General features: G+C 36.0%; 27 protein-coding genes and 1 riboswitch. Of the genes, 9 read left to right on the top strand and 18 right to left on the bottom strand.

The features are described from left to right. The first annotated feature begins 229 nt into the window (after window positions 1-229). On the top strand, window positions 230-493 hold the full coding sequence (locus KQI21_RS11385; protein WP_253291440.1) for a YqfO family protein: 264 nt from the start codon (window positions 230-232) through the stop codon (window positions 491-493). A 221-nt stretch (window positions 494-714) separates the two neighbouring features. Here the strand turns inward: KQI21_RS11385 and spsC are convergent, their stop codons facing one another. The 3 genes from spsC to KQI21_RS11400 all read right to left on the bottom strand — a co-directional run bounded on the left by spsC (window position 715) and on the right by KQI21_RS11400 (window position 3,860). After that, a complete protein-coding gene (gene spsC, locus KQI21_RS11390; RefSeq protein ID WP_216484329.1) occupies window positions 715-1,407 on the bottom strand; it encodes a stationary phase survival protein SpsC in 693 nt (230 codons plus the stop codon). 59 nt (window positions 1,408-1,466) lie between these two features. Next, window positions 1,467-1,778 (bottom strand): YuiB family protein, encoded by a 312-nt coding sequence (locus tag KQI21_RS11395; RefSeq protein WP_216484330.1) that lies wholly within the window; start codon window positions 1,776-1,778, stop codon window positions 1,467-1,469. An 864-nt stretch (window positions 1,779-2,642) separates the two neighbouring features. Continuing rightward, window positions 2,643-3,860, bottom strand: coding sequence for an NAD(P)/FAD-dependent oxidoreductase (locus KQI21_RS11400; protein ID WP_216484331.1), 1,218 nt, complete (start codon window positions 3,858-3,860; stop codon window positions 2,643-2,645). Between the two features lie 326 nt (window positions 3,861-4,186). Between KQI21_RS11400 and KQI21_RS11405 the strand changes: the two genes are divergently transcribed. Continuing rightward, window positions 4,187-5,173, top strand: a complete 987-nt coding sequence (locus tag KQI21_RS11405) for an NAD(P)/FAD-dependent oxidoreductase (protein ID WP_309245547.1) — start codon at window positions 4,187-4,189, stop codon at window positions 5,171-5,173. Window positions 5,174-5,703: 530 nt separating this feature from the next. On the opposite strand, the gene KQI21_RS11410 is transcribed toward KQI21_RS11405, so the two are convergent. The 3 genes from KQI21_RS11410 to KQI21_RS11420 form a co-directional block, all read right to left on the bottom strand. After that, complete coding sequence (locus tag KQI21_RS11410; RefSeq protein WP_216484333.1) at window positions 5,704-6,060, bottom strand: HesB/IscA family protein; 357 nt, start codon at window positions 6,058-6,060, stop codon at window positions 5,704-5,706. Window positions 6,061-6,139: 79 nt separating this feature from the next. Continuing rightward, the gene (gene dapF, locus KQI21_RS11415) at window positions 6,140-6,997 is read right to left on the bottom strand and encodes a diaminopimelate epimerase (RefSeq protein WP_216484334.1); all 858 of its coding nucleotides are present in this window, start codon (window positions 6,995-6,997) and stop codon (window positions 6,140-6,142) included. Between the two features lie 11 nt (window positions 6,998-7,008). Continuing rightward, the gene (locus KQI21_RS11420) at window positions 7,009-7,341 is read right to left on the bottom strand and encodes a YuzD family protein (RefSeq protein WP_216484335.1); all 333 of its coding nucleotides are present in this window, start codon (window positions 7,339-7,341) and stop codon (window positions 7,009-7,011) included. A 450-nt stretch (window positions 7,342-7,791) separates the two neighbouring features. On the opposite strand from KQI21_RS11420, the gene KQI21_RS11425 reads away from it, so the two are divergent. After that, window positions 7,792-8,016, top strand: coding sequence for a NifU family protein (locus KQI21_RS11425; protein ID WP_050350380.1), 225 nt, complete (start codon window positions 7,792-7,794; stop codon window positions 8,014-8,016). Between the two features lie 327 nt (window positions 8,017-8,343). On the opposite strand, the gene KQI21_RS11430 is transcribed toward KQI21_RS11425, so the two are convergent. After that, window positions 8,344-9,309: a 2-hydroxyacid dehydrogenase gene (locus KQI21_RS11430; RefSeq protein WP_216484336.1), complete on the bottom strand. Its 966-nt coding sequence runs from the start codon at window positions 9,307-9,309 to the stop codon at window positions 8,344-8,346. A 61-nt stretch (window positions 9,310-9,370) separates the two neighbouring features. After that, window positions 9,371-10,342: a YutH/CotS family kinase-like spore coat protein gene (locus KQI21_RS11435; RefSeq protein ID WP_216484337.1), complete on the bottom strand. Its 972-nt coding sequence runs from the start codon at window positions 10,340-10,342 to the stop codon at window positions 9,371-9,373. Between the two features lie 155 nt (window positions 10,343-10,497). Here KQI21_RS11435 and KQI21_RS11440 point away from each other — a divergent pair, with 155 nt between their 5' ends. Beyond that, window positions 10,498-11,010, top strand: coding sequence for a phosphatidylglycerophosphatase A family protein (locus tag KQI21_RS11440; RefSeq protein ID WP_216484338.1), 513 nt, complete (start codon window positions 10,498-10,500; stop codon window positions 11,008-11,010). A 66-nt stretch (window positions 11,011-11,076) separates the two neighbouring features. Here the strand turns inward: KQI21_RS11440 and nucF are convergent, their stop codons facing one another. Beyond that, complete coding sequence (nucF, locus tag KQI21_RS11445; RefSeq protein WP_216484339.1) at window positions 11,077-11,853, bottom strand: 5' nucleotidase NucF; 777 nt, start codon at window positions 11,851-11,853, stop codon at window positions 11,077-11,079. Between the two features lie 40 nt (window positions 11,854-11,893). Next, entirely contained in the window at window positions 11,894-12,346 is a 453-nt protein-coding gene (locus KQI21_RS11450; protein WP_216484340.1) for a DUF86 domain-containing protein, read from the bottom strand. Between the two features lie 110 nt (window positions 12,347-12,456). Here KQI21_RS11450 and KQI21_RS16855 point away from each other — a divergent pair, with 110 nt between their 5' ends. Next, window positions 12,457-12,636 carry an SAV0927 family protein gene (locus KQI21_RS16855; RefSeq protein WP_216484341.1) on the top strand — a complete coding sequence of 60 codons (180 nt, stop codon included), beginning with the start codon at window positions 12,457-12,459 and terminating at the stop codon, window positions 12,634-12,636. Continuing rightward, window positions 12,563-12,727 carry an SAV0927 family protein gene (locus tag KQI21_RS11460; RefSeq protein WP_216484434.1) on the top strand — a complete coding sequence of 55 codons (165 nt, stop codon included), beginning with the start codon at window positions 12,563-12,565 and terminating at the stop codon, window positions 12,725-12,727. Before KQI21_RS16855 ends, KQI21_RS11460 begins: the two co-directional genes overlap by 74 nt. Before the next feature lie 375 nt (window positions 12,728-13,102). Here KQI21_RS11460 and KQI21_RS11465 read toward each other — a convergent pair whose 3' ends face one another. Then, window positions 13,103-13,342 carry a hypothetical protein gene (locus KQI21_RS11465; RefSeq protein ID WP_216484342.1) on the bottom strand — a complete coding sequence of 80 codons (240 nt, stop codon included), beginning with the start codon at window positions 13,340-13,342 and terminating at the stop codon, window positions 13,103-13,105. 89 nt (window positions 13,343-13,431) lie between these two features. Between KQI21_RS11465 and KQI21_RS11470 the strand changes: the two genes are divergently transcribed. Next, the gene (locus KQI21_RS11470; protein WP_216484343.1) at window positions 13,432-13,689 is read left to right on the top strand and encodes a hypothetical protein; all 258 of its coding nucleotides are present in this window, start codon (window positions 13,432-13,434) and stop codon (window positions 13,687-13,689) included. Window positions 13,690-13,699: 10 nt separating this feature from the next. Here the strand turns inward: KQI21_RS11470 and KQI21_RS11475 are convergent, their stop codons facing one another. Next, window positions 13,700-13,984 carry a YutD family protein gene (locus KQI21_RS11475; RefSeq protein ID WP_216484344.1) on the bottom strand — a complete coding sequence of 95 codons (285 nt, stop codon included), beginning with the start codon at window positions 13,982-13,984 and terminating at the stop codon, window positions 13,700-13,702. 136 nt (window positions 13,985-14,120) lie between these two features. Between KQI21_RS11475 and KQI21_RS11480 the strand changes: the two genes are divergently transcribed. Both KQI21_RS11480 and KQI21_RS11485 read left to right on the top strand, forming a co-directional pair. Next, a complete protein-coding gene (locus KQI21_RS11480) occupies window positions 14,121-14,681 on the top strand; it encodes a YhcN/YlaJ family sporulation lipoprotein (RefSeq protein WP_216484345.1) in 561 nt (186 codons plus the stop codon). A gap of 307 nt (window positions 14,682-14,988) precedes the next feature. Next, a complete protein-coding gene (locus tag KQI21_RS11485) occupies window positions 14,989-15,954 on the top strand; it encodes a M23 family metallopeptidase (RefSeq protein ID WP_373687664.1) in 966 nt (321 codons plus the stop codon). A gap of 152 nt (window positions 15,955-16,106) precedes the next feature. Here the strand turns inward: KQI21_RS11485 and KQI21_RS11490 are convergent, their stop codons facing one another. The 6 genes from KQI21_RS11490 to KQI21_RS11515 form a co-directional block, all read right to left on the bottom strand. Then, window positions 16,107-16,217 (bottom strand): methionine/alanine import family NSS transporter small subunit, encoded by a 111-nt coding sequence (locus KQI21_RS11490; protein WP_216484346.1) that lies wholly within the window; start codon window positions 16,215-16,217, stop codon window positions 16,107-16,109. 1 nt (window position 16,218) lies between these two features. Next, window positions 16,219-17,754, bottom strand: a complete 1,536-nt coding sequence (locus tag KQI21_RS11495; protein ID WP_216484347.1) for a sodium-dependent transporter — start codon at window positions 17,752-17,754, stop codon at window positions 16,219-16,221. A 217-nt stretch (window positions 17,755-17,971) separates the two neighbouring features. After that, window positions 17,972-19,528, bottom strand: coding sequence for a Na+/H+ antiporter NhaC family protein (locus KQI21_RS11500; RefSeq protein WP_216484348.1), 1,557 nt, complete (start codon window positions 19,526-19,528; stop codon window positions 17,972-17,974). Window positions 19,529-19,685: 157 nt separating this feature from the next. After that, window positions 19,686-19,864, bottom strand: a riboswitch (Lysine riboswitch). Between the two features lie 52 nt (window positions 19,865-19,916). Further along, entirely contained in the window at window positions 19,917-20,687 is a 771-nt protein-coding gene (gene yunB / locus KQI21_RS11505) for a sporulation protein YunB (RefSeq protein WP_216484349.1), read from the bottom strand. 228 nt (window positions 20,688-20,915) lie between these two features. Further along, window positions 20,916-21,218: a YunC family protein gene (locus KQI21_RS11510; RefSeq protein ID WP_216484350.1), complete on the bottom strand. Its 303-nt coding sequence runs from the start codon at window positions 21,216-21,218 to the stop codon at window positions 20,916-20,918. 67 nt (window positions 21,219-21,285) lie between these two features. Further along, a complete protein-coding gene (locus KQI21_RS11515; RefSeq protein WP_216484351.1) occupies window positions 21,286-22,689 on the bottom strand; it encodes a bifunctional metallophosphatase/5'-nucleotidase in 1,404 nt (467 codons plus the stop codon). Window positions 22,690-22,698 lie beyond the last annotated feature (9 nt).

Raw genomic sequence — 22,698 nt, forward strand, 5'->3', positions numbered from 1 at the left:
GCGCGGGCAACGTGCTTCTCTTTGGCAATATCAACCCCAACAATTAAAATTTGCTCGGTAAGTTGTAAAATCTTTTCATTTTGTTTATAATGCATAATAGTCCTCCTTGGTTCTAATTTAAGGGTCCTTTTTACACCACATTACAGTGATCAGGACACCTCGTATCATACCAAGGGGGCTTTTTTTATTCAATCCTCATTTTGCTTTATTACAGGAATGCTTTCCTATAGTGAGAAATAAACTAAATGAATTAGGTGTTTTAACCATCGGTAACTATGACCACGTTATATCCTTTTCTCATGTTAACGGATATTGGCGTCCTTTAGAAACAGCCCAACCAGTTCATGGAACGAAGCATAAAATTAACTTTGGTGTGGAGTGTAAAATGGAATTCAGATGCCCATATGAATATATTACAAAAGTAAATAAGATCATTAAGAAATACCATCCATATGAAGAACCGGTAATTTATATCCATCCTTTGTTAATATAAGAAGCGCTATTTTTATATTCTACAATTGTGCCATGACGACCTAGAATCCCTTATTTTAAAGCTACCAATTATGTATTCTAAAATTTCATGTTTTCTTGACGATAAAAAAAGTCTCACTAATTTTAAAAAAACATTTACCGTGGATTCATTTAAATTGTTAGCGAGACTTTTTCATCGATCAAAACCCTTTAAAACTAATCAGTAGCTTCAACGTTCAAAAGCTATCTTCCAGTTATACCTTGTCTGAATACTTGTAACGCTTGGTTTTCATTTAAATGTTGAAGCTCTCTTTCCGTTAATTTACCATCACCCTTTTTAATCATATAAACATCTACTTGCTTTTTCCCCCATTGATTATAAACATCATCAATGGTCTCATAATATAGATCAATCTTATTACCAGTTATAGCGCTTCCTTTATCTGCAACCACCCCAAAACCATACCCAGGGATGAAAAGAATTGTCCCGAGAGGAAAGACCGTTAAATCTGCTGCGATGGTAGAATATAAGTCTCTTTTCACTTTAACTCCAGAATACGTAATTCCATATTCAGGATGATCTGGTGTTTTTCCTGTTGACTCTGCACCTGCAGTATAGCCGGTTGCCAACACAGTTTGACTAGGGTATTGTTGATAATTAACAACTTCTTCCAAAGTCTCTGCACCATCTATTTGTTCACTCGAAATATTTAACTGCTTCTGCTCTGCATGATTGAACTCTTTTTCTGATAATTCTGTTTCTCTAGAAGTGACATCATCTCTTACTTTGTGCTCCGTTATTTCCAATGTTTGTAGAATCTCTGTTTTTCCGTAAGGCCAAAGCTTTTCTGCATGAGTATTGTCCGGCATAAAAGCTCCAACCGCAATAAACATAACAATTATCAATAGAAATAAACTTAAATTTTGGATTTTCATGATTAACACCTCTTTGGATGTCATCATTTCCAATCGAGAAGATTTTATTCATCATTCTATTAAAACATTTGATATCCGCTTTTCCTTAGTAGTCTAATAACTATACCAGACACGATCGTTCCAACAAAACCTGCAGCTAAGATTGAAATATCTATAATCGTAATTTCAGTTAAACGATTCGCCAACTTCGAAAACGCTTCTCCCGGTGCTGAAAAATAATCCCAAGTTGGAATATTGTCTATAATAGTGGCAACGACAAAAGGATATAAAATTGTCATGAGCCATGTCGTACGTAATAGCATATTTAAAATAAAAGCAATACCAAAAAAGATAACAAAATACAATAAGATAGATACAATTAGCTGAATCAATTCATTTTCTCCCTTCAAATAAGTACCCTTACTGTACTATGATGCAAGATTACTTTCTATTTGTCCAATTACCCCTTTTCATTTTAAATGAAGTTTGAATAAAAGTGCAAGCGCTCCGTTTAGCGACGTACAAACTGGAACACTTCTGATGAGATAAAGGGAACTTCATTCAAAGAGTGCTTTTCTCCTTGAAAAAGAAGAACGCTTTTTCTGCGTGCGATACCTATTCAAGAAGCTTTCCTTGTCCTTGAAAAAGAAGTACACTTTTTCTGTGTGCGATGTATTGCTGCCGTAGCAACTCTGTCCTTGAAAAAGAAAAGCACTTTTTCTGCGTGCGAATGCCTATTCAAGAAGCTTTCCTTGTCCTTGAAAAAGAAGAACGCTTTTTCTGCGTGCGATGCCTATTCAAGAAGCTTTCCTTGTCCTGTCGGCCCAAACGAATCGGGAAGTTAGATAAAGTTTGCAAAATAATAGGAAAAGTTTGCAAAAAAGGGGAATAAGTCTCCTTATCGGATAAAGGAAACCTGCCTCTTTAGCAGAAACAGGGGTATGTTGACGCCTCAGCGACAAGCCCGCTTTTAGTCGGGCTTCCTTTAGATTCGATCCGATTTTGACTTATTAAAGAAAGAAGATCACAGCTTGAGCGCTATGCTAGACGATATTAATTTTCAAAAAGGTAGCCACAAGGTAGAAACGGATATTATTTGAAGAACAAAAGAGCAAGTTCTCTGATTGCTAAAATACTTGCTCTCTTACTAAACCTCGGTGTTAACCATGATCATTTAGCAAGACATGATATGTTTCAAACCAATTTCAAGTACTAAAAAAGCAAAAATTCAACCCTACTTTTGCTTTTTCTATCTGTTAATGAAAAATATTAAATTTCCCTTTTTTCATTAATAAGCGAATTCCGCCCAACTTAAATAAGTAACGATTATCAATAATTTTTTTCATTACGGTAGCTTTCCGACCAAGAATTATTTTGTCATTGAAAATTATCCCCATTGCATCATTGTGTCCTAATGAGGCAACGGTTCCAAGAATATTTGGCTTAAATACTTCCATTTCCTCATTCCGAATATATGCTCGAACATTATACGAAACTACTTCGGATTCTTGAATCGCCATTTGTGCCGTAGGAGGATAGGGGTTACCATGCTCTAAATCCATAATTAAAGCGCAATCACCAATAACAAAGACATCTTCATATTCAGGACAACGCATATCATTATTCACTTCAATCTTTCCACGAGTTGTTTTAAATCCAGACTTCTCTACGATAGAATTAGCTTTTACTCCTGCCGCCCAAACGATGGTATTGGTATGTATTTTTGCTGGTATTCCATTCTTTTCAAATAAGACACTAGATGATGTGCATTCCTTTAAAAATGCTCCGGTAATAAATTCAACACCACGTGATTCCAAAGAATTCATTGCATACTCTGCTAATTGTTCATCAAATCCAGGCAAAATAGTTGGAGCACCCTCAATATTAATCATTTGTACTAACTGTTTATCAATATCGTATTCTTTACAAAGTTCATCTACTCGATTAGCTAATTCTCCTAAAAACTCAACACCAGTAAATCCGCCACCGCCAACGACAATTGTTAACCGGGCCAGATCTTTTTTCGCATCATTGTGATAACTTGCAAAATTATGCTCAATATGGTCACGAATAGAGCAAGCACTATTAATATTATCAATAGTAAAAGCATACTCTTCTAAACCAGGAATACCAAAGGTAGTAACTTCAAAACCTAGTGCAATAACAAGTACATCATAATGTAATACACCATTTTCTAGTTGGACCTGCTTTTTTTTCGGATTGATTAAGATTACTTTATCTTGAATAAAGTTAACTTTTTTAGGATTAATAATATCTTTAATTTGAATTTTAGTGCGCTCATGAGGTAATGTACCGGCTGCGTTTTCATGTAGCCAAGTTGTTTGATAATGGTAATCATTCATATTCACTAAGGTTATATTCGCTTCATCAGCACGTAATGACTTTTGTAATTGAACCGTAGTCATCATCCCACCATAACCAGCACCCAAGATGACTATGTTTGGTTTTCCCACGCTTATCACTTCCATTTATTCCTTTTTTTGTAAATTGTGATCTTTTTCACTTGATACCACTAAGAAAAACCTGGCTCGCTGCCAAGCAATTAATCTTTATAGAATAATAGAGTTATTTCATATGTCACACAATTGTAATATGGTTCCCTTGTTATAGTAGCTCTTTTCGCTTTACTTTTCAACCCTATCTGCTTTTTAATTATTATTAGATTTTTCTTAATTAAAAGTCAACGATAAGCTGAGTACATTAATATTCTATTACAGTCGATATATGATACTATAAAAAGTGGTACAAGGATTATATCGTTCGAATGGAGGTAATCGTCGTGACAAATGAGGTTTATGATGTCACCATTATTGGCGCAGGTCCAGTTGGTTTGTTTACTGCATTCTATGGCGGTTTGCGTCAAGCAAGTGTTAAAATCATAGAGAGCTTACCACATACTGGTGGGCAGTTAACTGCTCTATATCCAGAAAAATATATATATGATATTGCAGGTTTTCCCAAAATAAGAGCCCAGGAGTTAATTGATAACCTGGAAGAACAAGTCAGCATGTTCCATCCAACTATTGTTTTAGAACAAGCAGTAGAAAAGGTAGGACGTCTAAAGGACGGTACATTAAAATTAACTACTGATAAAAATGATGTTCATTACACAAAAACAATGATTATTACCGCTGGAAACGGTGCTTTTCAACCACGAAAATTAAACGTAAGCAATTGCGATCAATTTGAAGGAGTTAATTTGCATTACCATGTAAAAGACATGAGCAGCTATAAGGACCAGCATGTTCTCTTACTTGGCGGCGGTGATTCGGCTGTTGATTGGGCGCTAATGCTAGAACCCATCGCTAAAAAAGTAACACTTGTCCATCGTCGTGATAAATTTCGAGCTCATGAGCATAGTGTGGAAAAATTATATGCATCCAAGGTAGACGTCCTTACCCCTTTTGTTCCTACAGACATTATAGGTGATGAGCGAATTGAAAGAGTTATTCTTGAAGAAGTTAAAGGAGAACGCAAACTAGAGCTGGAAGTCGATTCGGTCTTGTGTAACTATGGATTTGTCTCTACACTTGGTCCAATTAAAGATTGGGGCTTAGAAATTGAGCGTAATAGTATTGTAGTAAATTCCAAAATGGAGACAAATATCCCAGGCATCTATGCTGCAGGCGATATTTGTACGTATGAAGGAAAAGTAAAATTAATAGCAACCGGATTTGGCGAAGGTCCTACTGCGATCAACAATGCAAAACATTATATTGATCCAAAAGCAAGAATACAGCCGAAACATTCAACTAGTATGTTTTAAGCCTGAACTGGTTTCTAAACGTATATCGTAGTATTCTTTTAGATTTATAACGACAAAAGCTTCAAGCGCTTGGTTAGCAACGTACAAACTGGAGATCTTCTAAAGCGATGAAGGAAACATGCCCTTAAAACAAGGGTATGCCGACGCCTTAGCGACAAGCCCGCTTTTAGTCGGCCTTCCTTTAGATTCAAACCGATGTTGACTTATCGTAGGAAGAAGAGCGAAGTTTGCTAGCAGCACGAGCACTTAAACTGGACGATGCTACTTTTTTAGAAAAACTTGGCTTATCGCCAAGTCTTTAGCGAAAGCCATAGTTTTTCTTATACTATAAACCATAAAAATTTTATACTTTCCTATAGTGTTAGAAAAACTTGGCTTGTCGCCAAGTCTTTATGGCGAAAGCTGTAGTTTTTCTTATACTATAAACCCTAAAATTTTATACTTTCCTATAGTACAAAAAAGGAACGGATATATTTCCTATCACTAAAAAACTAGGCTCACTAGCCTAGTTTTTTAAAATCTTATACAAATTAGCAATCGCCCGGGGTTCCGACTTTATCCTTCGTTCTAAATGAAGAACCACATCCACAGGATATAATAGCGTTTGGGTTATCAATACTAAATCCTCCACCCATCATATTCTGCTTAAAATCTATCGTTGTTCCTTTAATAATTGGAATATCTTGATTGTTTAAAACTACAGGAATTCCATTTATTTCTTCGACTGTATCCAATTCCTCGTTGATTTCATATTCAAAACCAAGTGAATAGGATAATCCACTACATCCACCGCCTTTTACACCAAAGCGAAGATATACGCCATCTGACTCTTCCTTCATCATATCTTGAATTTGCTGTCTTGCATAGTCAGTAATAGTGATTGTCATAGCTTGGATTTCTCCTTTCATAAGTGGTTACCTTTCAGTATATACCCTTATTACCACCTGTTCAACTTAACAGTTCTATTTATTTCCTTTCATAATAAACACCGGAAGCAATGATTTCAGCCCCGCCAGTCATCCAAACATTCCCATCTTTATCCCATTTTATTAACAAATCCCCTCCTGGCAAATGTACTGTGATTTCTTTATCTCTAGTTAGATAATTATTTAATACACCAGCAACTACAGAAGCACATGCACCTGTACCACATGCTTGAGTAATACCAGAACCTCTCTCCCACACACTGAAATTAACTTCTGTTGGAGAAATTACTTCAATAAATTCCACATTAACTCCTTGAGGAAAACGGGGGTCCTTTTCAATTAATGGTCCGAGTTTTTCTACTTGTGTATTATCTATGTTTTCGACAAAAAACACGGCATGTGGATTCCCCATAGAAACAGCTGTTAATTTCAGTTCTTTATCATTAATGATAAAAGGTTCCGAAATAACCTGCTGGTCTATTTCACCTTGCATAGGAACATCTTGTCGGTTGAGTAAAGGTTCTCCCATATTAATGGTCACCAAATCTACGTTTCCTTCTGTAACATTTACTTCCGCTTCGACTATATTCGCTTTAGTTTCGATTTTAAATTGCTTTTTACTTACGATTCCCCGATCATAGACATACTTCGCTGTACATCTTAATCCATTTCCACAACTTTGACCTTCCGAACCATCCTTATTAAATATCCGCATACCGACATCTGCTTTTTTGCTCGGATGGATGATAATCAGTCCATCTGAGCCAATGCCTGTATTTACATTGGCAACGCGCTTTGCCAATCCAGATAATTTACTTTCTTCCACTTGATCTGTAAAAAAATCGATATAAATATAGTTATTTCCTAGTCCATGCATTTTGGTAAATGGTAATTGCATCTGTCTCGTCCTCATTTCTCTTCTGCTCGTAATGGTAAATTATTTTTATCTAACATCTTATAAATGGATTTTAACCTTGGAATACCCTCAGCTACTACCTCATCATTTACAAGAACAAGTGGATAGAATAGATCTTCCTGTATGATGCGTTTTACAAATGAATGATGTTTCTCTATATTTGGAGGATGTTCTATATCAATGTATTCAAATGTAACCCAATCTGTACAGTATTTTCTTCCTACTGCTGCTTGCAACCACTCATACGTATCTTTTGCGTTTGGTGCTCCCACGCAACTAGCACATACTTGCTCTGCTCCATAAACAGTAATTGTAATCTGACTCATGCCCTTCCCCCCGTCCTCTGATATCTTTTATTTTACAAAAAGTTAGATCAAAGTTAAAATAAAAATGATTATAGTACCTGTTCAGGAGGGGTATAAAAAAGTCCAAGGTCGGCTAAGATCTTAGGCATCCTTGAAAAAGCAGTGTACTTTTTCTCCGTGCGATGTATTGCTGTCGAAGATACTCTGTCCTATTGCAACGCTGATACTGACAGTCCTATACGTCGAAGTCGAGGTGGCTTAATTTCGAGTTGCGCAGGATAACCTAGAAGAGACTACTTTTTAAAAAAAGTTATCCACCATGTAGGAACGGATATAATTTCCCAGACAACAAAGGAATTCCATGCGTCAATTTTACCTGACCTTTTGAACCTCCTCTTACACGTGATTGTGGTCATGGATTTTTTAGATAATCCGTTTTATAATAGATAATAAGAAAGGAGAAGATGGATAATGCGTGAACAAGTACAGGAAGTATTAAACAAATTACGTCCATTCTTGCTGCGAGATGGTGGCGATGTGGAATTAATTGATGTTGATGAAAATGGCATTGTGCTTCTTCGTCTCATGGGTGCTTGCGGAAATTGCCCTAGCTCAACCATTACCTTAAAAGCAGGAATTGAACGTGCCCTTATGGCCGAAGTACCTGGTGTAACTGAGATTGAACAAGTATTCTAAATGTACTCATGAATATTCATAGAGAACCAAAGCTTATGCGCCTTGGTTGGTCAGCCCAGCCCGACAAGCACTAGAGTTTCTACGAAGATACTACCCACTTAACAGGAAAATTGAAGGACTTTGTGGGCTAGCGCTGAAGCTGGATATAGGTAAATCTTATACAAAAATTATCCACAATAAAAAGAAGGCTTCCGATAATTAGGAACACCTTCTTTTTTGTTTATTAGAAAAACTTGGCTTATCGCCAAGTCTTTAGCGAAAGCTGTAGTTTTTCTTATACTATAAACCATAAAATTTTTATACTTTCCTATAGTATTAAAAGATATTTTACTCAACTGGAGTTCGTGGTCGCTTACCGCTTAATACGCGCGTAACATTTTCTAAACAAAGATTCCACATATTCGTCCTTGTTTCTACACTTGCTGATCCAATATGCGGAAGTGCAACAACATTTCTCAATTGAAGCAAAGGATGATCCTTCGGTAGCGGCTCTTTAGAAAAAACATCTAACCCAGCTGCTGCAATTTGTTTTTCTTTTAGGGCTTGTATTAAAGCTGCTTCATCAACTACCCCTCCCCGAGATATGTTAATAAAGATAGCTGAATGTTTCATCATGCCAAAAGCATCAGCATCGAACATATTCTTTGTTTCATCGGTTAGGGGAACAATAGACACAACAAAATCTGCCTCACTTAATAATTCATTAAGTCCTAAATATGTCACCCCCAGTTTGTCTTCCGCTCTTTCGTCTCTAGATCGATTGTGATATAAAATATTCATCGAAAATCCTTTAGCTCGCTTTGCAATTGCTTTGCCTATTCTTCCCATACCGACAATACCAATCGTTTTATTATAGACGTCCGTTCCTGCTAATAAATAAGGAGCCCAGTGCTGCCATCTTCCCTGTTTAATGAAATCATTAGCCTCTAGTAATCGCCTTGCTGTAGTCATCAATAATCCAAACCCTAAATCAGCCGTCGTTTCTGTTAACACATCGGGTGTATTTGTTATAATGATATTCCTCGCTTTCGCAGCATGAATATCAATGTTATCATAGCCTACAGCTAAATTGGCAATCACTTGTAAACGTTGTACATTGTCTAAAAAAGCATTATCTATTTCTTCGGTTAACATACAAATTAGACCATCCGCATGTTTTGCTTCTTTTATTAATACTTCTCTTGGTACTGGAGTTTCCTCTTTTTCCCAGCAGGTGAACGTAAACTGATCCTGATAAGGTTTTAATAATTTTGTCGGGATGCTTCTTGTAATATAGATTGTCGGCTTATTCATCTTCTTCCCCTCCATCATCGCAAATTCTAATAACTTTTTTCGTGTTTTGGAAGATATTGTTTTAAAGCCAGTGTAACACAGGAATCTGAAGATGTTTACAATCTATATTTGCCCAATCAAAGAATTGGCTAACATGCTTTTCATATTTCGCCTGAAGTTGTAATAAATGGTGTAACTGATCATAAGCGTCTATTTGTTGTTCCGTTAAATTCCGTTCCAAACAATCAAATAGATGGATAGGAAAGAGTAATCTAGCATACACTAAACGCCAGGTAAATATAGAAAGCGGTCGTACGGTTTGATAATCTTGCAAAAACTGAATTGTTCCATGTTTGGGGTCATCCTGCAAAAACTGTTGACGTAAAAATTCAGCAATATCTCTGGCAGGATGGTCATAAACTAATTCCAATGGCCACATGACTGATTGGTACAGCTGATCTGAATATCGGCGGAAAGCGATGGTACCTTGGTCAGTCTCGTGAAAGCGTAACTCTTCTTCACTTTCTCGAATATATTGAATTGCATTTTCACTTACACCAATAAGATAAGGTAAGGTATCCATAATCAATCGATAATAAGCGTTTGGATTTTCTTGAGCTGCTTTTTCCAGACTTTCCTCTAATGCTGTAACCTTTTCTATCCATAGCTGCTTCCATTGTCCATAACTGGAAATTGTTTTGGGCTCATAAGTATAGGCACTGCCAACTTGATGAAATTGCGCTAATATCGTTCCACTGGATATACTTGGGGAATACGGGTGATCACTTCCTTGAATAACCATGTATTTAGTGTTTTGATGAGAGGTAAGCCACTCTCCTTGTTGATTACGGATAGGAATAGCCATATTACTATAGGAGCTCTCTTTTAAATAATAAGCTAAAACAGATTGCTCCATATGTATAATTTCATTGTTTTCCACAGAAGTGATAAAATAAATATATCGTTCTGCTTGATAACATTCCTTCCCATCAACCCAACGCTTTGTTTCGGGACGAATATTATAGTTTTCATAAAGCCACGTGCTGAATGACAATAAACTTACCTCCTTATCATTTTATCTCATTAAAAGCTTCCACGATGAGTGCTGAATAATTTTAATAGATGTGAAGCTTTATATAAGTTGCTTCCGTAATAGTTTATGATGTAAAGTCAGTTTTTTTACTAAAGAATGAAAGGATGATAAAAAGAATGAGTGAAAATACAAAACGAAGTGAATTAGAAGTGAAAGCCAGACAATGGTTAACAGAAAGAGGAGTATTAATAGATGATATTGCCGAACTTGTTTATTTCTTACAATCACAATACATTGAGCATTTAACACTTGATGAATGCAGACATAATGTCAATCGAGTTCTCGCTAAACGAGAAGTACAAAATGCAATTTTAACAGGTATTCAATTAGATGTGCTTGCTGAAAAAAGACAACTGGAGCAACCATTACAAAAAACGATTGACTCCGATGAAAGCTTATACGGTGTCGATGAAGTTATTGCTTTATCGATTGTGAATGTCTATGGTTCTATTGGTTTAACCAATTATGGGTATATTGATAAACAAAAACCAGGTATCTTAAAAAGATTAGATGACAAATCTACCGGAGAGTGTCATACATTTTTAGATGATATCGTCGGCGCAATTGCTGCAGCAGCTTCAAGCCGATTAGCACATGATAATGGGGAAGATGTGATATTAGACGATTAAAAAAGCAGGAAATATCCTCCTGCTTTTTTATTATAGAACACGCATTATACACACGATCCTTATATTTTACAGCTTATCGATCCATTCAGACAGATTTTGAACATAATGCGTTGGTTTTACCTTTAAATAATTGTATTCTGAAAATGGAGTAACTCCGGTAAACACCATTAATGTATCAATTTCAGCTCGAATACCCGCTTGAATATCAGTGTCATAATTATCTCCGATCATTAAAGCTTCGGCTTTATCTAGACCAAGTACATCAAGTGCTTCTTTCATAATTACCGCTTCCGGTTTACCAATAAAGATTGGATCTATACCCGTACATAATGTGATGACAGCGGTTAGCGAACCGTTTCCAGGTAACAAACCTCGTTCATTCGGGATGGACTTATCACCATTTGTTGAGATGAATTTTGCCCCATTACGAACAGCGATACTCGCTGTAGCTAATTTTTCATAGGTAATTTCACGATCAAGACCGATCACAACAACATCACAATTTTCGTCCTCTGCCATCGTAAGTCCTGCTTGTTCAAAAGCTTGAATGAGACCTTCTTCTCCAATTACATAACAGCGTGGATTTTCATAATTCGCTTTAATATACGAAACCGTTGCTAAACTCGTCGTGACAATTTGATTTGCAGTTGCCGGAATATCCATATTTCTTAGTTTATCGGCCACTACTTCTTGTGTTTTAGTTGAATTGTTCGTTACAAACACATACGGAATATGTTTATTTTTCAACGCGTGAACAAACTCCGAAGCAAATGAAATAGGTTCATTTCCTTGATACATTGTTCCATCTAAGTCGATTAAATAGCCTCGATATTTTTTGGTCATTCATTCATTCACTCCAATACACTACGAATAGACTGTGCTTTTATTGCGATTTGGGTTCATTTGTAAAAGCATGTGTTACCTGTTGATGCTCTTCATTTAAATAATTTCGAACATGGGTAGAGAATTGCTTATAAATAGTCAAGTTTGTTTGGATCGTTTTAATTAATACGTTATGATCCACTGATGTATAGGCCGAAATTAACATTCGTCTCAAACTAATCAACTCTTTGTATGCTCTTTCTTCCTCTTTTGGAATAACCTTTTCATCTAATAAAATATTGATAATGTCATTATAACTGCCAGGATCACGCATAATAAATCCGTCAATCATCATATTACCTACATCGAGCGTTGACTCAATAAAGACATGTATTGCTCTTTCTAAACTGAGTTTATCTGATAATGTTTTTGGAGGGCTTATCTTCAATATGTTAATTAATTCATCCATATACTGAAGTGTCTCCTCTAATTTCTTACGGTCAACAAAGTACATATGTCAAACCTCCATTATGAAATTACATGTTTATCATATCATATTCTATAGGAATATGAAGAAAAACATGATATAGTTGATCAAATAGCAATATTCAAAAAAAGGATAATATGGTTGAAAAATACGATATAATCAAAGATGAAACGAAAATGAAGGAAGTTCGCTATATCAGTAATATGGGGAAACTTCAGCGTTATGATTTGGCAATTGTAGAGCATGAACAGGAACCGAGCAAAAAGCTCATTATTAATTTACGGAAAAATCGTTGGACTACTATTGGAAAAAGATGACTTACATGATAAAGGAAAAATCGAACATACGTTTAATGAACCAAACATGGAAGCAGATGAAATTCGTCATTTTTTAAAAGATGTACTTTAACTGTCTTTCATAACTAAAAATTTAGAAAAACTTGGCTTGCCGCCAAGTCTTTATGGCGAAAGCTATAGTTTTTCTTATACTATAAACCCTAAAAATTTTATACTTTCCTATAGTAGAACAAATAAGTAGGGCCTTTCCATCCTCCACTTATTTGTTCATTTATACCAATCTTTCTTATTTAATCTTCCAATCTATCCTATTTCTAAGTAAAGGCTTTCCATTCGTGTTACTAAAATGATTTTACCTTTATTTACTAATAATAAAAGCAAGTAATCAGAGGGAACATTACTAATAAAGGAAAACTTCATTCAGTGGGGTTTTTCTTGTCCTTGAAAAACTGCAATGTACCACTGTCGAAGCCTTCCATCCTTGTCCTTAAAAAAGAAGAACACTTTTTCTAACGTGCGGTGTATCGCTGTCGTAGCTTTCCTTGTCCTTGAAAAAGAAGAACACTTTTTCTGCGTGCGGTGTATCGCTGTCGTAGCTTTCCTTGTCCTTGAAAAAGAAGAACACTTTTTCTGCGTGCGGTGTATCGCTGTCGTAGCTTTCCTTGTCCTGCCGATGCAAAAAAATCAGGCTTTTTGGTATCTTGATCTCACGCTTAGAATTCCTCATATACTCTATAACGCTTGAAGTAGGTATTTACTGCACCTTAGATGAGGGACAACGTCACCATGACATGAATGAATTGGAAGGGTGAAAGAATGGATAAGAAAAAAAAGGATTACTCCGATTTTTCTAATGTTAAAGATATGCATAACAAATTAATTCCTGAAGAGTTTCCAGAAGGGGCTTTTGGATTACCAATAAACGCGGATGCCCCTGTAGAAGGAAAATCAACCCCATGGGAAAAGGGTCAGCGTAGAGACAGCGCCTTCGTTTATCCAGATCGAGAACAACATGAAGATGTTCCCCGCAGAATACCAGGATCGCATATTATTTATGACGATAAAGAGCAGTAGATTTAATTAGCTACTGCTCTTTTGCAGTTATTTTTTTCAATACAAAGTAGGCACAGCCAAAGTTACAATACTCATACAGATAATCGTCCAATGCTGTTATCTTTGCATCCATTGGAACCTTCGTATGTTGAACCCCATAAAAACCCTTTAATCGAAGTTGCTCATAACCCCAATCCCCTACAATATAGTCATACTTTGATAATATATCCGAGTAACGTTCTTTGACAACTTCTTCGTTGAATCCTCCTTTATGGTTTTCTACTAGCTCGTACATCTTTCCATAAATTTCTATCATCTGTATCCCCCCATACTTTGTCTTTTCAGTTTATCACCTTTCCTCCAAACCCTCCAGAAAAAAACAGTATGATTTCAGGCTGAACCAGCAAACTAAAAACGAACCCCAAAATCAACTTGAGAAGGAGGTAATACAAATGGAACTAAAAAAAGTAATCCCAATAGGACTTACTACACTGTTTCTCATGACAGGCTGTATGGATAATGATACAGCTACCAATGAAAGAGAAGATATTAAAAACCAGCTTGATCCAAATGGTCAACTACAGGCACCTACGGATGAAAGCGCAGAAAATAAATTAGGGTATGTACGTTATACAAAAGATGAAATTGACAATGATAATGAAAATAATCGTTCTATAAGTATTGACCGAACCGAAATGGCTAATATGATAACTCGAATTATGCTTCGAGGTAATTCATTTGAAGAGGTGGCAACACTTGTTACAGACGAGGAAGTGTTAATTGCGTATGAAAAATCGGTTGACATTAATTCTGAGAAAGCAGCAGAAATAGCGAAAAAAACAGCTACATCAATCATGCCAGGATACTTTGATGTTCATGTAACCGACAATACCAATTTAATCGATGATATTCAAAGTTTGCATAATTCCAGAACAACCGATGGAGATTATGATAATACAATCGATAATATAATTAAAGAAATGAATCAACCCGCGAAAAATACCAATGAATGATGAAACTTCATTTGTGGGATTTATCCCGCAAAATATTCGTTAAACCAGTCGGCTATTTAGGAGCCGTTAATTCTCCATTAGATCTTTCCGCAGCACAATCTTTTTTGAGAAAGTTTACGGCTCCTGACATGCTGAACTTTATTTAAGGGATGAACCTACTTTTTAATAAAAAGAGTTTAACATTAGACTTAGCTTCCCGTTAATTTATACCTGACCCTTAAACTTGTATATTTACTATGTCTATTGGGAAAAGTAAAGACAGTATTTAATAATAACGAAAAACTTTAACGTATTAAGGGTGACAAATGTGTATGCAAAACGTTTTTTCACAGGGAGTTTTATATTATTGTTTTCTTTGCTAATTCAAAACCCAATTTATGCAGAGAAAACTATTTATGAACAGCGAATGGCTTTATTTAAGAAAACCGAAGCATTGACGCAAATTCCGTGGTATTATTTTGCTGCAATGGATAACTATGAACGAAACAAAAAACAACATGCAAATGATGAAAAAATTATTTCCATCGAATTCTCCCCTGAATTATGGTATGGATTAGGAAATGCTTCAATGATTAATGATGAGCGCCTTATTGACTTTTTTCATGGACAAGGTCGAGATGGAAATGGTGATCAAAAAGCTGATCCAAACAATCCGGAAGATGTTCTCTATACTATTGGTAATTATATTCTCCAATATGGGCAAACGAAAGAAGATATAAAAATTGCCTTATGGAATTTTTATAATCGGGATCTATCGGTTCAAACGATCATGAATACAGCAAAAGTATTTCAAACCTATCAAGAAATAAATCTAACGGATCGAGATTTTCCAGTAGCCACTTCCTATAATTATAGTTATCGAAGTACTTGGGGTGATCGTAGAGGGTTTGGCGGCTTACGAATACATGAGGGAACAGATATATTTGCTGATTATGGCACCCCTGTCAAATCAACAACCTATGGAGTCGTGGAAATGATGGGGTGGAATTTATATGGAGGTTGGCGAATTGGCATTCGTGACATTTACAATATTTATCATTATTATGCTCATATGAGTGGGTACGAAGACGATATCCAAGTAGGGAAAGTAGTAAAGCCAGGGGATGTACTAGGAAGTGTTGGTTCGACAGGATATGGCCCGCCGGGAACATCGGGTAAATTTCCTCCCCATCTTCATTATGGAATGTATAAAGATAACGGACATAGTGAATGGTCATTCGACCCCTATCCATATTTGAAAAAATGGGAACGAATGGCAAAACAAAAAGAGTAAAAACTTAAACCAAGCTACTGTCACACAATGAAAGGACATTTCAGTTTATAAGTGAAATGAAATGTCCTTTCTTATGATAATTCCGAATGTAGTAGAATTAAAATTAACTATGCTTCACCTGTTATACGGCAAGATTCATTTTTATTATTGAATTATTCCGTTTTTTCTCTCGATTTTTTTATAGCATATGTTATACTCGTTGCCAATCCTCCCCAAATAACAAGCATTCCTAAAACCATTACGATAATCGCACTAGTACTCATGTCATTTTGCCTCCTTTTTAGCAGACGAATAACTTGTTTCACTTACTGAGCGCCATTTAGGAATAGACATCAAAATTCCAAATACAAGTGCTCCAGCAGCCACAAACCATCCTGAGTATAAAATAAACGCATCCGGGTAGCCTGAATAATTCCCTGTTGGTGTATCAAAAAGTTTCATAATATTTAGTCGGAACAAATCGTACAGCATATAACCGAGTACCACTGGTGTAATCACATTTATACTTAACGGGAACCACCAGCCAAGCTTAATATCCGATATTGCATCTGCATGATCCCGCAAATTTTTAACTAATCGTAAAATCCATGCGACTAATATTACTTCAACTAAACCAAGTAACGCAACACCGAATTGATTAATAAAATAATCTACTGTATCCAGGAAATATAATCCGCCTTGTGTTGCATAAAGTAAAGAAATAATAGCAGCTAATCCTCCACCAAATAAGACAGACCTTCCTCGAGAAATTTTAAATTTATCAGATAAGCCTGCAACATAAGTTTCGGTTAGCGACAATAATGAAGTTACTCCGGCTAAAACGAGTGAGGCAAAAAATAAAAAACCAAATAGTCCATTCAAGCCAGGGAATTCATTTATAATAGCCGGAAATACGACAAATGCAAGCCCTACACCGTCAGACACAACCTCATCTACCGCTACCCCTGATTGTGTAGCCATAAAACCAAGTACGGAAAAAACTCCAATACCCGCAAGCAATTCAAAACTTGAATTTCCAAATCCGGTAATAAATGCATTGTTAGTAATATCTGATTTTTCAGGTAAATAACTAGAATAAGTGATCATAATCGCAAACGCAATCGATAAACTAAAAAAGATTTGTCCATAAGCGGCTACCCATACTTCTCCTGATAAAATACTGCTAAAATCAGGCTGGAAGAACGCTTGAAGACCTTCCAACGCACCAGGAAGTGTAATAGCACGAACAACAATAATTAAAAAAATAAATGCTAATAATGGAATGAAAATACGATTAGCAATTTCAATTCCTTTTTTCACACCCCTATATAAAGTAAATAAGACGATTCCCCAAACCACTATTAATGGTAACAGAACTCCAGGAACCATACTCCCCGCCTGCCCCGGATCAACTGTATTATTTAAATAATCTTTAAATAAAAAACCCTCTGTATCCGAACCCCAACTTAAATTGACAGAAAAAAACGCATACGATATTGCCCAGGCAATAATAACAGAATAGTAAGTGGAAATTATAAACGCAACGAATACTGCCCACCAACCAATAAATTCTGTTTTCTTGTTCATTTTTTTGTACGTCAGCGGACCAGAACCACGGTACTTATGACCCATGGTGAATTCCATAATTAATATTGGAATACCTGCAGTTAATAATGCAAACAAGTAAGGGATAAAAAAAGCTCCTCCACCATTTTCATACGCCACAGCTGGAAAACGCCAAATATTTCCTAATCCAACAGCAGATCCTATTGCCGCCAAAATAAATCCTGCTCTTGTTCCCCATTGAGAACGAGTTTCCATTCTTTAACCTCCTTTTACTTTTATTGTTAATTAATTAAAATTTTAAAAGGTTTACCCTTTTCAGATATTTATGGTTGTATTATAACGGCACTTTTATCTTATGTCAAAATATTTTCATATCAAAATTAATAAATAAATGAACTATAGTTATCCACAAGGTAGAAACAAATGCCTACACATTAAAAAATCATCCTCTTACATAGAGAGGATGATTGTTTTAATGCTTTGCTTTTGTAGTTTTTAAAAAATGCGTTAAGATTGCAAAACCAATAATAATAGCCATCGTCACAAGCAACGGTAAAACAATTTGACCAGTAAATCCTATAATTAAATAACCTACAGCTGCAGCTAAAGCTGAGAGAATGGCATATGGAAGCTGGGTCATCACGTGATCAATATGGTTTGCTCCTGCCCCCGTTGAAGATAAAATAGTCGTATCAGAGATTGGAGTACAATGATCACCAAATACTGCACCAGCAAGTACAGCTGCCATGGATGGCAACAGCATCTCCATATCTGTAATTGCCGTTACTTCAACTGCTATCGGCAGCATAATACCAAACGTTCCCCATGATGTACCTGTAGCAAGCGCCATAAAGCCAGCAATGATAAAAAATAAAAAGGGTAAAAAGGCTGGGTTTAAGGATGAGTTATTTACAATACCAGCTAAATACTCGCCTGTTTTTAATTCTCCAATTATCGAGCCGATAACCCAAGCTAACAACAAAATATAAATAGCAGGGAGCATGGTTTTCATACCTTCGAGTATAATCTTCACTGTTGAATTGCTTTGCCCGGCCTGTCTAATATGAAACAAATAAGAAGTAATAACGGCAACTGCTCCACCAATAAATAGCGAAAGATTGACGTTCGTATTAGCAAATATGGTCAAGATGCTGATATCACCTTCTGCAGCCATTGCCCCAGTAATCATCATGGAAGAAACAGTTGCAATCACTAGTACTGCAATCGGGACTAACAAATGATAAATTCTCCCGTTTTTATTTGGCGTAAAAACATCACTTAAATCTCCAGATACATTGTCTTTATTCGGACCAATCAAATCACCGGTTTCCATTGCCCTTGTTTCATGCTTTTGCATCGGGCCTAAATCCATTTTTAAGTAAGCAACTAAAAATACACTAATAATTGCACCTAATGCATAAAAATTAAAAGGAATCATTTTAATAAAAGCTTCTAAAGGTTCAAGTGAAGTTACTCCATTTGCAGCAAATATCCCGCCCATAATACCAATAATGTAGGCACCCCAACTGGAAATGGGAGATACGACAGTTACTGGTGCTGATGTGGAATCAATAATATATGCAAGTTTTGCTCGTGAAATTTTATGTCGATCAGTTAATGGCCGAGCTATTTGACCAACTGCTAAACTATTAAAATAATCATCAATAAAAATGATAACTCCTAATAATGCGCTCATTGCTTGTGCACCACTTCGGCTTTTCACTCGTTTGATCATCCAATCACCAAATGCGCGACTTCCACCAGACGCTTGTAAGAAGGCTGTCATAATACCAAGCAATAGTAAAAATGATAATAACAAGATATTGCCAATATTAAGTGTGTTATCAGAAATAAAAAGCGAATAAAATTGAACAACAATTTCTTTTATTGCTTCCCATATTGCAAAATCGTGAATGAGTATTGCTCCAACTACAATTCCTGTTCCTAACGATAATAATACATTTCTCGTTAATAAAACGAGCACCAGCATTAGAACTGCTGGAATAAGTGAATAAATCGTACCTTCCATTAATGTTACCTCCACTATAGTTGTTGGCAATAAGACAGGGAAACATACTGTTAGGGGAAATGGGTGAAGGAAATGAGAAAGGATTTGCTTTTACATAAAAAAGACAATGACAGAAAATAACCTATCATTGTCTTTACAATATACGTTATCCTCCATTTCGATCAGTAGTTCTCCATGCATATTGCTGTTCGCATGACAGTATACTCCTTATTCAAAAGTATACCAGCTATAATAAGTTCGACACTTATTACGCTTCGGCAATAAATCCTTTCATCTGACTTCATCGTTATCATCCTCAGTCAGACTACTAATATCCATTGCGCCTCTACCTCACCGATCTGATAAGGTGTTATTTATTTTATTTACCAAAGTATATTATAACAAACCATTAATCATTATTCAAGCTGTCTTTTGGCACAGCAATGTTTGGTCCTCCTTCTCCATCACCACCAAAAAATTCTGGTACATCCCCCATAATCACACGTGAATCCACATAAACTTTTGTACTTATTTCAGCGGTTTCTGTTGTAAATGGCACAACAATCTGCACATTAACTGTAACAGGGATATATATTTCTATTAATGCTGCATTAATGCCAAAATCCCTCATAATATACTCTACATCTGATTGAATACTTCCTACAATTTCAAAATGTACAGGAATCTTGGGACCCAGATTTGCCAAAATTGTACTTCCCGTTGCTTGCCCAATTGGGATCTCGACAACAGTCGGATCTTTATCCGCTAACTCATTTGCTGTATCTCCGTAATCTTGTGGTGGCATTTCCGGGTCATCGGTATCTAGCGTTTTTCCTTTATTCATCCCATATAAAAAGTACTCTGCTCTTTTAGTAGCAGCTCTCAATGCCCGATTCACTGCAGCCGATTTCCAACCAACAATGGAGACATTGTTTTCCGTATTTATTTCCATCAAATCATCAAAGCTAATATTTTCCGTTGATTTGACTGCTTCATTAATTGTTCTCGTTGCAAACTCCTTTGTCTTTTGATTCGCTATATCCATTAAAGATGGAGTAATTCCTTTATCAACAATGATAATGCTAAGGGAGGTCAAAATAACAAAAGCTATTGTCGTCATGAACAATATTACTTTAACAGGAGAACTGGTTTGCAAATGCAATCTTGGCCGTCTTTTCATGAAAAAATACCTCCTCAAAACAAATCTATGCTTGTTTTCAGAAGGTTAGAATTGAATTTTACTCATATCTTATTTGCCATACTTTACAAATGAATAGCGGTTTTAGAACTCACTTTAATTTCTTAGAAGTTTTCATAACTAATTGCCATTACCCCTTCTATTTTCTCCTTAACTTAGGGTGCCTTAGATACGGGATAAGGCTTATATGTCTGTTAATAAGCTTACTGCCTAAGCAATCAACATTAACGCATCCTTTCCGGTCATCCCTACTTTCCATCCATGTTCCTTTGCGGATTCGGTAATTTTTTCTAATGGTGCATGCAATAATTCATCGATCGTACGAACTCCAACCGCTCTACCAGCTACAATCTTTCTGTCAGCCAGTTTTTCATTTAACAAGTCAACGTCTAAGGCTGCACACATAATATATCCGACTTCATTGGCAATGATTAATAAATTTGTCTTTGGCAATTCTACACAAACCGCAGTAAAAAACATTCCTTCTACTTCTAAAGGATTCACTGTTATCATTCGTAAAAGGCCTCCTTCATCGCTTCTGCCTTATCTATATGCAAACGGAGACCTTATCGTCACTAATCTATTTATTTGAATATGCTCGTATCAATGTTTCAGCTAAAATATCCCTTAAAAATTCTGGCAAATAATAGTTTTTCACTTGTGATCTTGCAACTTCCGGTAATAGTCGTCCAAATGTAAACGTATCAGCTGTAGCTATGGTATACGTTTGATCAGCCTTTAATGGATATTTTTCTTCCAGATAGGCTTGTTTAACAAAAGCTTCACCGTTCTTTAATCGTTCCATGCATAAGCTCAAGCCAGAAAAAGCCATTTTACCTATTATTTTCCCCCGAAAACCAAAACCTTTTAATTTTAATTCAATAAACTCTTTTGAGAATGAAGAACGAATAGTTTCCAGCAATTCTCTCCCTGTCAATTCAACCACACAAGTATTGATAGGATGTGGACATATTCTGTGAATATCGCCATAAGTTACTACACCAGATGGCAAACTTTCCAGCAACAGCCCCGCATTAAGCATGGAACAGTCTGCATTTGTTTGTTGTTTAATTGAATCAGTTAAAGCTTGCAAAATAGGTGTTTCTTTTCGCCAATCGACCTCGAGTGTTTCAGGTAATCGCACAACAGGTTTAGCTAATATACGTTCTGCTTTTTGTTGATAGGTTGTAAGGATTTCCTCTGTTTGGGGGTCTTTTGGCAAGTGGGTAATATTCGTCGTATACGCCTCTTTATGTACCAATCTACCTTGCTCATGATCCCAAGTTAAGATAACCTCACCAACAAAATGACAGTGCTTTCCTGCAGCAGTAAGCAATGTATTATTTACTATCTCACCATTGCGTAAGAGATGGTGGGTATGTCCACCAATAATAACATCAATATCCGGAAACCGCTTTGCTATTTCCTGATCTTCGCTATAGCCAAGGTGAGATAACAACACAATAATATCTGCTTGCTGCTTTATTTTTCCAATCATTTGTTCCAATTGTTCATAAGGAGGTGATACATACCAATCAAGTAATTGATAATAATCATTAAATGGAGCAGTAAGCCCAATTACTGCAATTTCAACTCCATACGCAGATGTTAATATGACACTCGGATTTAACCAATCTGGTTTCTTACTGTTCATACTGTGCAAGTTTGCACACACTACCTCAAAGGAAGCCTCATCATATAAATAGGCCAAATCATCATGTGAGATTGTAATACCTTCATTATTTCCTAATGTTACTACATCATAGCCGGCTTCGTTCATTAACTGCACATTTGCTTTCCCCTTAAAGGCTTCAGCGATTGGATGCATTCGATCAATATGATCACCAATATCTACATTCCAACAAGATTTTCCCATCGATTGACAATTCTTTTTTGCTTCTTTTAAATAATAGGAAACTTGAGACCAATTATCAAAATTACTATGTAAATCGTTTGTGTAATAGAAATATATATGCTCTTTCATTTTAATTAT

It is taken from the genome of Virgibacillus proomii, assembly GCF_018916875.1.
GTDB classification, from domain to species: Bacteria; Bacillota; Bacilli; order Bacillales; family Amphibacillaceae; genus Virgibacillus; species Virgibacillus proomii_B.